The sequence below is a fragment of the Planomonospora corallina genome (genome assembly GCF_042650625.1).
GTDB lineage: Bacteria > Actinomycetota > Actinomycetes > Streptosporangiales > Streptosporangiaceae > Planomonospora_B > Planomonospora_B corallina.
Map to the genome: position 1 here is coordinate 2,539 of NZ_JBHSBM010000036.1, position 8,833 is coordinate 11,371.

General features: G+C 74.9%; 12 protein-coding genes. 4 read left to right on the forward strand and 8 right to left on the reverse strand.

The window, feature by feature from the left end; all coding sequences use genetic code 11:
* A partial coding sequence (locus ACFOWE_RS25910) for a DNA glycosylase AlkZ-like family protein (protein ID WP_377292233.1) occupies positions 1-356 on the reverse strand: 356 nt, incomplete at its 3' end.
* A 167-nt stretch (positions 357-523) separates the two neighbouring features.
* Positions 524-1,051 (reverse strand): DinB family protein, encoded by a 528-nt coding sequence (locus ACFOWE_RS25915; RefSeq protein ID WP_377292416.1) that lies wholly within the window; start codon positions 1,049-1,051, stop codon positions 524-526.
* A gap of 147 nt (positions 1,052-1,198) precedes the next feature.
* On the opposite strand from ACFOWE_RS25915, the gene ACFOWE_RS25920 reads away from it, so the two are divergent.
* A complete protein-coding gene (locus ACFOWE_RS25920) occupies positions 1,199-2,218 on the forward strand; it encodes a helix-turn-helix transcriptional regulator (protein WP_377292235.1) in 1,020 nt (339 codons plus the stop codon).
* Between the two features lie 137 nt (positions 2,219-2,355).
* On the opposite strand, the gene ACFOWE_RS25925 is transcribed toward ACFOWE_RS25920, so the two are convergent.
* Positions 2,356-3,174, reverse strand: coding sequence for a class I SAM-dependent methyltransferase (locus ACFOWE_RS25925; RefSeq protein ID WP_377292237.1), 819 nt, complete (start codon positions 3,172-3,174; stop codon positions 2,356-2,358).
* Between the two features lie 238 nt (positions 3,175-3,412).
* A complete protein-coding gene (locus ACFOWE_RS25930; RefSeq protein ID WP_377292239.1) occupies positions 3,413-4,108 on the reverse strand; it encodes a TetR/AcrR family transcriptional regulator in 696 nt (231 codons plus the stop codon).
* A 109-nt stretch (positions 4,109-4,217) separates the two neighbouring features.
* On the opposite strand from ACFOWE_RS25930, the gene ACFOWE_RS25935 reads away from it, so the two are divergent.
* Both ACFOWE_RS25935 and ACFOWE_RS25940 read left to right on the forward strand, forming a co-directional pair.
* On the forward strand, positions 4,218-4,952 hold the full coding sequence (locus ACFOWE_RS25935) for an SDR family oxidoreductase (RefSeq protein ID WP_377292241.1): 735 nt from the start codon (positions 4,218-4,220) through the stop codon (positions 4,950-4,952).
* Positions 4,953-5,080: 128 nt separating this feature from the next.
* On the forward strand, positions 5,081-5,287 hold the full coding sequence (locus ACFOWE_RS25940; protein ID WP_377292243.1) for a 4-oxalocrotonate tautomerase family protein: 207 nt from the start codon (positions 5,081-5,083) through the stop codon (positions 5,285-5,287).
* Positions 5,288-5,426: 139 nt separating this feature from the next.
* Here ACFOWE_RS25940 and ACFOWE_RS25945 read toward each other — a convergent pair whose 3' ends face one another.
* The 4 genes from ACFOWE_RS25945 to ACFOWE_RS25960 form a co-directional block, all read right to left on the reverse strand.
* Complete coding sequence (locus ACFOWE_RS25945) at positions 5,427-5,699, reverse strand: hypothetical protein (protein ID WP_377292245.1); 273 nt, start codon at positions 5,697-5,699, stop codon at positions 5,427-5,429.
* Between the two features lie 191 nt (positions 5,700-5,890).
* Positions 5,891-6,481, reverse strand: coding sequence for a hypothetical protein (locus ACFOWE_RS25950; RefSeq protein WP_377292247.1), 591 nt, complete (start codon positions 6,479-6,481; stop codon positions 5,891-5,893).
* A gap of 3 nt (positions 6,482-6,484) precedes the next feature.
* Positions 6,485-7,174, reverse strand: a complete 690-nt coding sequence (locus ACFOWE_RS25955; RefSeq protein WP_377292249.1) for a response regulator — start codon at positions 7,172-7,174, stop codon at positions 6,485-6,487.
* Positions 7,171-8,310 (reverse strand): sensor histidine kinase, encoded by a 1,140-nt coding sequence (locus ACFOWE_RS25960; RefSeq protein WP_377292251.1) that lies wholly within the window; start codon positions 8,308-8,310, stop codon positions 7,171-7,173. Before ACFOWE_RS25960 ends, ACFOWE_RS25955 begins: the two co-directional genes overlap by 4 nt.
* Positions 8,311-8,528: 218 nt before the next feature.
* Here ACFOWE_RS25960 and ACFOWE_RS25965 point away from each other — a divergent pair.
* Positions 8,529-8,833: DUF6223 family protein (locus ACFOWE_RS25965; protein ID WP_377292253.1), on the forward strand; the 305-nt coding region annotated here is incomplete at its 3' end.

The following is an 8,833-nucleotide window of genomic DNA, read 5'->3' on the forward strand; positions in this document are numbered from 1 at the left end:
AGCTCGCCGAGGTCGACCCCGGCGAGCTCGCGGCGGTAGGTCCCGAGCACCCGCTGCCGCAGCATGAGGTCGTGGCGGGCCCGCCAGGCCAGGACGTCCTCGGCGGCCAGGAGGTGGACGGTGCGGCGCATGAGGTGCGTCCGCACCACGTTCCGCCGGACGAGCAGGTCCGATAGCGCCGCCGGGTCGAACGCGCGCAGCCGCGACCAGAGCCCGGTGAACGGTTCCTGCGGCTCCTGGGCCTGCAGGCCGCACAGGTGCGCAACGGCGTCGAGGACCGGCAGGTCGGCGCGGTCGAGGAGCAGCTGCCGGGCGAGCGTCGCGCGGTTGAGCGCCCGGATGCCCAGAACGGTCATCGCCTCACCCCTCGGCGTGCTCGCCGGCCCGGCCTCGGCTCGGGCTCGCGCATCTTCATGTTGGACGCCGTTCCTTCCGGTTCCGTGTGCATCCTGAGGTCGCCGGAGCGGGGACCGGGGCGGGAAGCGGGCGGGCTCNNGCACGCTCCGGCCGGGGCCCGCCACCGTCAGCCGGACCTCCGCCCGTCGAGCGTCTCGCGGAGGATGTCGGCGTGCCCGGCGTGCTGGGCGGTCTCGGCGATGAGGTGGGTCAGCACCCGGCGCACGCTGTAGGCCGCTCCCGGCTCGTGCCAGGGCGCCTCGGGCAGCGGGTGGGCGGCCGGCAGATCGGGGACGGCGGCGATGATCTGCTCGGTCCGGGCGGCGACCTGCTCGTGGCGTGCGAGGACCCCGGCCAGGGTCTCGCCGGGCAGCATCCGGAAGCCGCTCTCGTGGTCGATCATCCACTGCGGGTACTCGCGTGCGGTACCGGCCACGATGTCGGCCCAGGTGACGCCCTCGGGCAGGTCGTAGCACATCGCGGACGGGCCCTCGGCCACGAACCGCAGCCAGTTCTCCTCGGCCGACGCCACGTGCTTGACCAGACCGCCCGAACACAGCGCGCTGACCGTCGGGCGCTCGCCGGCCTGCTCGTCACTGAGCCCGCGGGTGGCCTGGGTCAGGGCGGAGCGCGCGGCCGCGAGCTGGGCGAGCAGGTCGGCCCGCTCCGCGTCGAGATGGGAGGGGGGGCATGGTCGCGGCGGTCATCGTGCTGGGGCCTCTCGGGTCGTCGTCTGGCACGGGACCACCGTCGCAGCAGAAGCGGTCAGGATGCGTCCTCTTCTTCCGGAAGAATGAGGGACATGCCGAAGACCTCAGCGCGGCTGCTGACGCTGCTGTCGCTGCTGCAAGCACGCCGGGACTGGCCGGGGGCGCTGCTGGCCGAGCGGCTGGAGGTCAGCCCGCGCACGGTGCGGCGCGATGTCGAGCGCCTGCGCGAGCTCGGCTACCCCATCGCGGCCGTCAAAGGCCCTGACGGGGGATACCGGCTGGACGCCGGCACGCGGCTGCCCCCGTTGTCGTTCGACGACGAGCAGGCCGTGGCCCTGGCCATCGCGCTCCGGTTCGCCACCACCGCCGGGGCGGGCATAGGGGAGGCCGCGGCGCGTGCGCTGAACACCGTCCGCCAGGTCATGCCCGCCCGGCTGCGCCACCGGATCGACACCCTCGAGGTCACCGCCGTCGACCATCCCGCGCTCCGGCCCGCCCCGCAGGCCGACGGCAGTGTGCTGGCGGCCCTCGGCGCCGCCGTCCACGCCCGCGAGGTGCTGCGCTTCGACTACGCCCCCGTATCCGGGGGAGGCACCGACGGCGACGGCGGGCAGGCTCCGCCCCGCCGGGTGCAGCCCCATCACCTCGTCACCTGGGGCGGGCGCTGGTACCTCGTGGCCTGGGATCTCGACCGCGAGGACTGGCGCACCTTCCGCGCGGACCGCATCAGCCCGCGCTCCCCCACGGGCCCCCGCTTCACCCGCCGCGAGCTGCCCGGCGGCGAGGTGGCCGCCTTCGTGACCGACCGCTTCCTGGGCGGGGGCGGCTCCGGGGCCTGGCCGTGCGTCGGCGAGGTGATCCTCGACGTGCCCGCCGCCGTCGTGTCCCACTACGTCCGCGACGGAGCCGTCGAGGAGCTCGGCCCGGGCCGTTGCCGGCTCGTCCTGGGCTCGTGGTCATGGATCGACCTGGCCACCGTCGTCGGGAGGTTCGACGCCGGCTTCCAGGTCGTCGGCCCGGACGAGCTCAAAGCCGCCTTCGCCCGTCTGGCCCGCCGCTACGCCGCCGCCGACGCCCCGGGAGGGGCGGACGGCGCGACGGCCGGACGCTGACGGCGGCGCATCGCGGCCCGGTGATCCCGAGGACATCCCACGGTGCCGGGCCGCCACCGGGCCGCCGCGGTCCCGGGAGCCCCGGCCTCACGCCGCGTGGACCGAGGCCGAGCACCCGGCCGGGTCCCTCGAGGGGTTCAGCCGCCCGGCCACGCCGGCGACGGGGGCACCTCGGCGACGAGGAACAGGAAGGTGATTCTGGCCGAGAAGTCATGGAAGTCGTCGGGGAACAGCTCGCGGGCGGCCGGGTCGGGCTGCGGCTCGCTGAGGACGGCGAGGCGGAAGCCGGCGGCGGTGAGGGCACCGGTCATCGCATGCAACGGCCTGCGCCAGAAGGTCATCGGGAAGGACTTCCCGCCGAACGTCCACAGATCGGTGTAGCTGGTGGTCGCGTGGTAGTCGGGCCGGGGATCCTGGAGCGCGTAGTCCACGAACGGGTGGTTCACCGAGGCGATCAGCCGGCCGCCGGGCCGCAGCACCCGCCGCAGCTCGGCCAGCGCCGGCCCCCAGTCCCGCAGGTAGTGCAGCACCAGGGAGGCGACCACGTCGTCGAACGCGCCGTCGGCGAACGGCAGGGGGCCGCTCAGGTCGGCCACGTGCAGGTCGGCGTCGTCACCGAGCCGCTTCCTGGCCAGCGCCAGCATCCCGGCGCTGGCGTCGACGCCGGTGACGACGGCGCCGCGCTCGCGCAACGCGGCGGCCAGGGGGCCCGAACCGCAGCCGGCGTCCAGGATCCGGCGACCGGCCACGTCTCCGGCGAGATCCATGATCGCGGGCCGCGCGTAGTACGCGTTGATGAAGCTGTTCTCGGTCTCCGCCGCGTACGCCTCGGCGAAGCCGTCGTAGTCGTTCACCCGGGCCGCCGGATCGACCGGCTGGGTCGCGGTCGAAACCCAGGCGGGACGCCGTGGTTCGGGCTTCTCGGGCACGTCGGGCACGTCGGTCACGGGTTCCATCGTCGCAGGCTAACGATCTCCGGTCGCCTTCGCCAACGTTTCGTGCCATTACCGCCCGGATCACCACCGCCCGGATCACCTCGGAGTCCCGGTCCCGCGCCGTCCGTGGCGGGCGGCCGGTGCTGCGCCGCCGCAAGGGCGCGAGCGGCGGCTCTGGGCGCCGGCGGCCGCCGTCCATGCCCGGTGACCGGCGGGAGACCGCCCCTCCGGGGGCCGGGCCCGCATCGTGCTCCACCGGTCAGGGCTGCGTGATGCGCTCGAGCCATCGCTGCAGGAGAGCGGTTTCGGCCGGTTCGAGGGCCTCGGTGCCGCCGAGCTGGAGCTGTGCGCGCAGGCGCAGCGCGGCGGCCCGCAGAGGGTCGGCGTCCTGCCGGGCGGACGCCTCGGTGAGCACGTGCGAGAACACGGCGTCGCGCATGCGGTGGGACAGGGCGGGGTCGGCGAACAGGGCCGGTCTGGCGATGTGGTCGAGGGCGGTCCCGATGTTCGCCGACAGGATCAGCCGGGCGGCGGTCCGCGGCTCGAGCTTCAGCGCGCCCGCCGCCGCGCACCGGGTGAGCGCCGCCACCAGCAGGTCCATCACGCGATCTCGCGCCGTCGAGTGCGACCACGGCCGCGGAGTGAACATCAGCTGGTAGAGGGCCGGGTTCGCCCGCGCGAACGCCATGTGGCCGTCCCAGCCGGCGCGCAGGTCGGCGACCGGGTCACCGGTCCGCTCCTGGGCGGCCTTGAGCGCGGTGTACCGCTCGTACCCGTGGTCGGCGACGGCGTCGAGCAGCCCGCGCTTGTCACCGAACAACCGGTAGAGCACGGGCTGGCTCACACCGGCCGCCTCGCAGACGGCACGCGTGGCGATCTCGTGGTCCGGGGAGGACGCCAGCTGCCGCTCCGCGGCCTCGATCATCGCCGCGCGGAGCGGATCCGTCTCTGCCATGCGATCAATGATACCGACGGATGATAGCGACGGTACGAATCTGTGCTACCGTCGTTTCGTAGCGACGGTACGGAAAATTCGTATCGGCGATAAAGGCAGGGGGTTCTCCATGAGTGATCAGCGCGTGGCCGTCGTCAGCGGCGGCTCCCGCGGGATAGGCAGGGCGATCGCGCTGGCGCTGGCGGCACGCGGCTGTGCGGTCGCGGTGGGATTCCAGGGCTCGGCCTCCGCCGCGGCGCGGGTGGCCGAGGAGATCACGGCGTCCGGCGGCCGGGCGATCCCGGTCCAGGCCGACGTGGCCGACGAGGGCGCCGTCGCGGAGATGTTCGACGCGGCGGAGGAGTCCTTCGGCGGGGTCGATGTGGTCGTCAACTCCGCGGGGCGGCTGTCGCTGTCCCCGATCGCCGACCTCGACCTGGACGAACTGGACGCCCTGCACCGCACCAACATCCGCGGCGCGTTCGTGATGGCCCGGGAGGCCGCACGCCGCCTGCGCGCCGGAGGCGCGCTCGTCAATCTGTCCACCTCCGTGGTCGGTCTGCAGTTCCCCGGCTACGGGGCGTACGCCGCGAGCAAGGGAGCCGTCGAGGCGATGACGCTGGTGCTCGCCCGCGAGCTGCGCGGACGGGACATCACGGTCAACGCCGTCGCGCCCGGCCCGACCGCCACCGATCTGTTCCTGGACGGCAAGGACGAGGCGACGCTCCAGCGGCTCGCCGCCCAGCCGCCGCTGGAGCGGCTCGGCACCCCCGAGGACATCGCCGAGGTCGTCTGCTTCCTGGCGAGCCCGGCCGGGCACTGGATCAACGGGCAGGTCGTGCGCGCGAACGGAGGGATCATCTGACGGCCGCCGCGCGGCAGGTAATCGCCGCCCCCGGGACCTCCAGCGGGTCCCGCCGGCGCGCAGGCATCGAGGACCCGCCGTCCTCGACCGCCCCACTCTGGATCACTACCACACGGAAGGTCATCATCATGCCGTTCGCCAACCTCAAGGTTCCCGCCGACACCCTGACCCCCGAGTCCAAGAGGAAGCTCATCGACGCCGTCACCGACGCCTACGCCGACGTGTACGGCGAGCGTGCCAGGGCGACCACCCTGGTCCTCCTCGAGGAGGTTCCCGACGGCGGCTGGGGCCTCGGCGGTGACATCCTCACCGCCGAGGTGCTCGGCCGCAGCTGACCCGCCCAAGGGGCCGGGCGGCCGGGCGGCCGGCCGCCCGGCCCGGCGCGGTCCGCCCGCTGGTGACGGTGCGGAGCGCTACCGGCTCATCGGGCGTGGCCTGTTCATCGGGCGCGACCTGGCGGCGTGGAACTTGACGTCAGGTCGCGAGCAGGGAGGCGGAAACGTAGAGGACTACGGGCAGAGCCGCCGAAAGGGCGAGCAGCCACCGGGGCGTGCGGGGCATGGCCAGCCAGGCTGCAGCCGGGTATGCGATCACACCGCTGAAAACGATCAGTTTGAGGGAGACGTCGGCCAGCGAGAACGGCAACGCCTCGGCGAGCCGCCAGATCGCCACCAGGAAGAGACCGGCCAGGACGGCCGTACCCGCAGCGGATACAGCAACGGCCAGGCGAGGACGACCGCGACCCACCGCCCGACCGTCCATGCCTGGACGAGGAAGCCGAGACATCCGCTGTAGTGCCCGCACTGCGGGGAGTCGGGGAAGATCGTGGCCATCAGCCATGCCCACCCGAAGAGCCCCACGGGAAGCAGGATCCCGACCACACCGGCCAGGACGAGCCGCCGGCCGGGCAGGGGAGCGGCGGCCCCCTCCCGCCGTCGTCAGGCCGCGCGGAACACGACGACCGTGGTGAACGTCGTGCCGTCGACCTGGACGGCGTAGCAGCCGGGCCCCGACACCGTCGCCGTCCCCGGCAGGTCGCTCACCGCGGACGAGAGCTCGGCATGGTAGGCCCCGTCGCGCTCCTCCCCCACGTAGGAGAACGCGATGATCGCGGTGCCATTCCCGTCGATCCGGCCGACCCGCAGCAGGACCGGTCCCCGGTACCCCGCGCCGATCCAGCGGACCTTCTTCACGTACGAGCCGTCAGGCCGGCGGTCCCGGGCACGCAGCTCCAGGACGGTGCCGTCCCCGAAGTAGTCGGCGACCGGATACACCGGCCCGTCGCCGAGCACCGCCGTCGCCACGCCGGGCCCGGACCACGGGCGCGGGAAGGTGGTGGGGCAGGCGGCGCCCGCCGGGATCCTGGGGAGCCGGAGCGGCCGGGCCGCCGGCGCCGCCGGAGACCTCACGGCGGAGGCCGGCGTCTCCGGCGCGCCCGCGTCCCGCGGCGGGACGTCGCAGGCGGCCACGGCCACCGCGGACAGGACGAGGACCGCCGCCCGCACCGGTATCCCCATGGCGGCCGCCACCGGTCACTCCCCCGCCCCGCGGGCGAGAGGCCCGGACCCCGAAGGGACCACCAGGCCGGACTCGTAGGCGAGGACGACGAGCTGGGCGCGGTCGCGGGTGCGGAGCTTGGCCATGGCCCGGTTGACGTGGGTTTTCGCGGTCATCGGACTGATCTCCATGCGGTCCGCGATCTGGTCGTTGGACAGGCCCCGCGCGACCAGGACGACGGCCTCGCGCTCGCGATTGGTCAGCTCTCCCAGCCCCGCGCCGGCTCCGGCGCCGAGCGGCTGGGCGACGTACCTGCCGATGAGCCTGCGAGTGATCGACGGGGCGAGCAGCGCGTCACCACGCGCGGCGACGCGTACGGCGTGCAGGAAGTCCTCGGGCGCGATGTCCTTGACCAGGAATCCGGCGGCGCCGGCGCGCAGGGCGTCGAAGACGTGCTCGTCGAGGCCGTAGTTGGTCAGGATGACGACGTGCACCCCGGCCAGGGCCGGGTCCGCGGCGATGCGCCGGGTCGCCTCGATGCCGTCGACGACCGGCATCTGGATGTCGAGGAGAACGACGTCGGGCAGGTGCTCCCTGGCCAGGGCCAGGCCCTGCGCCCCGTCGCCGGCCTCGGCCACCACCTCGATGTCGTCTTCGAGGTCGAGGAGCGCGCGGAAACCGCTGCGCAGGAGCGGCTGGTCGTCGACCAGCAGGACGCGGATCACGGCGCCCGCTCCACGGGGAGTTCGGCCTGGACGGTGAAGCCTCCCCCGCCGCGCGGCTCCGCGCGCAGGCGGCCGCCGAGGGCGGTGACGCGTTCACGCATCCCGAGCAGCCCCACCCCGGGCACCGGGGCGGCGCCCGGCGCGGCCCCGCCGTCGTCGTCGACGCGCACCGCGAGGAGGCCGGGACGGCAGTCGATCCGGACCGACGCGGTGGTGGCGGCGGCATGCCGGGCGACGTTGGTGAGGGACTCCTGGACGATCCGGTAGACGGTCCGGCCCACCGCGGCCGGCACGTCGCCTCTCCGGCCGTCGATCGTCAGCGTCGCCTCCAGGCCGATGGCACGGGCCCGCTCCACCAGTTCGGGGACGTCGTCGAGCCCACGCGGCGGGGCCGTGCCGTCGTCGCGCAGCGCCCCCAGGGTCGCGCGCAGCTCCCGGGCCGCCTCACGTCCGGCCTCCCGGATCACCAGCAGGGCCTCCGGCACCTGTTCTCCACGCCTGCGAGCCACGTGGACGGCGACGTCGGCCTGCACCTTGATGACCGAGATCTGGTGGGTGAGCGAGTCGTGCAGCTCCCGCGCGATGCGCAGCCGCTCCTCGTCGGCGCGGCGCCGCGCGGTCTCCTCCCGGGTGCGCTCGGCCTCCTCCGCCCGCCGCTCGGCCTGGCGCAGCGCCTCGCCCGCGGAGCCGGCCGCCACCAGCCAGGCCAGCTCGAGGGCGCCGCGCGCCTGCGCGAACGCCTCACCCGTGTCGTGCAGGCCCGAGGCCAGGGCCGCGAGAGGGAGAACGGCCAGCATGGCCACGCTCACCGCCACCGTGACGGCTCGGTGCCCCGCCCGCACGGCGCCGTACACCGCGAACAGGTACGCGATGGCGGGCACGTCGAAACCGGCCGCCTGGTAACCCGCCGCGCACAGCCCGGTGACGGCCAGGACGGCGACCGGGGCCCGGCGGCGCGCGGCCAGCGCCAGGCCGCCGGCCGCCAGCAGCACGTGACCGGGCAGGGCGGGATCCGCGACGGAGTTCTGCCGGGACAGGCCGGTGACCAGCAGGGCCGCCGCCACGCAGACGGCGACCGCCCAGTCTCCGGCACCGGCCCGGACGACGGCCCGGACGGCGTCCCGTTCTGCGCTCATGCGCGCACCCTAACCGGATCCGCGCGCGGGCGGATCCTGCGCGCGGACGATCGGCCGGCTACCGCGTCCGCGGTACCGCCGCGCCCCCTGCGGCGTCCGCGGCAGCCGGCCACGGCATCGGCGGCAGCACGAATCGCCCACTCCGGCCGGACGGCCGGCGGCGGGCCGGGCCGACATGATCGGGCGACGTCCAGTCGCAGAGGAAGAAGGAGCACCGCATGTCAGTCCGTCATCTGCTCGCCGCGGCCGGGACCGCCCTGCTCGCAGGCCCCGGGCCCGCGGCGCCGGCGGCCGCGCACGTCCTGGCCCGGCCGGAGTCCGACGCCTACGCCCTGACCGCCGGGCGGCTGTGGTCCCTGGTGGCCGTGCTGCTGGGGCTGGCCGGCGTGGCCGCCGCCGGGCTGGCTCTGGCCCGCGCCCGCCGCACCGGAACCGGCACCGGGAGAAGGGGGGCCGTCGCGGCCCTCGCGGCAGGGCCGGCCGGCGCGGTCGTCGGAGGCCTGGTCGTGGCCGCCGCCGGCGG